A 1,067-nucleotide genomic window follows, 5' to 3' on the forward strand; every position below is an offset into this window, starting at 1 on the left:
GCTTGCCCAGTCGTCCGTGTCGTTCTCGTCGACCAATCTCGAATGCCGCTGCAAACAGGATGGGCCGAAGTTAACATTGACTCCACCCGTTTACACGCGAAAACACACACCGTCACCTACAGACTTGTGGGTAATCCTGAGTTCTTCAGGGAGGGGAGGATGTCAATCAGCATCCAAAGGACATCGCGTCGTCAGTCGAGGAAGTCGCAGCTGGCTTCGACGAACGCCGCGAGATCGAGCGAGTGCTGGCGCACGAGTCGCTCGACCAGCTCGGTGTCGCGCTTCTCGAGTGCTTCGATGATGCGCATGTGATCGACGATCGAGCGCAACGCGCGGTCATTCTGCGCGATCGTCATCTTCCGGATCGCGCGCCCATGCACGAAGAGGTTCTTCATCGTGTCCAGGAGGATCTGCGATTGCGACAACTGGACAATTGACTGGTGAAACGCAATGTTCGCTTCCGAATACTCCTCGATGTGCTCGGCCGGCGTCGTGTCGCGAAAATTGTCGAACATATGCCTCAGCGCCGCGATGTCCTCATCGGACGCGCGCAGCGTCGCAAGCCGGGCCGCCATGCTTTCGAGCGCCGCCCACATGCAAATCATGTCGACGATTTCTTTCTTCGTCTTGCGCTGGATATAGATTCCGCGCCGCGGCACCGTCCGCAGGAGACCCTCCTGCTCGAGCAGCGTCATGGCTTCGCGAACTGGCGTGCGGCTCACGCCGAGCGCTTCAGTCAGTTCCTTTTCGTCGAGCCGGATTTCCTCGCGCGAATGATAGATGTCGGTGTCGGCGATGGCCTGCTTCAGCTTCGCGTACGCCTGATCGCGCAACGAAGCCGAAGCATTGATCGATACTAGCGCCAGTGTGAGCGGCGCTGGGCGGACATCGGTTCGCGTATCATCAGACGTTGATAATTTGCTTCCCCAGGTTCGGATAACCCATTGTGACGGTCGCCGAAATTGGCCTTCGCGCGAGCACTTCGTGCAGCGGCGCACTGGCGAGTTGCGAATCGTGAAGGGCCAGAAGTGCTTCGAAGTCGACAATCGTCTCGACCGGTAGCCGCC

At 59.0% G+C, this 1,067-nt stretch carries 1 protein-coding gene; it reads right to left on the bottom strand.

Annotation, left to right across the window (positions count from 1 at the left end):
- Window positions 1-191: 191 nt before the first annotated feature.
- A complete protein-coding gene (locus P3T21_RS38410) occupies window positions 192-866 on the bottom strand; it encodes a GntR family transcriptional regulator (RefSeq protein WP_429261059.1) in 675 nt (224 codons plus the stop codon).
- Between the last annotated feature and the right edge of the window lie 201 nt (window positions 867-1,067).

Origin of the sequence: Paraburkholderia sp. GAS334, assembly GCF_050436625.1 — a bacterium.
In the GTDB taxonomy this organism is placed as follows: domain Bacteria; phylum Pseudomonadota; class Gammaproteobacteria; order Burkholderiales; family Burkholderiaceae; genus Paraburkholderia.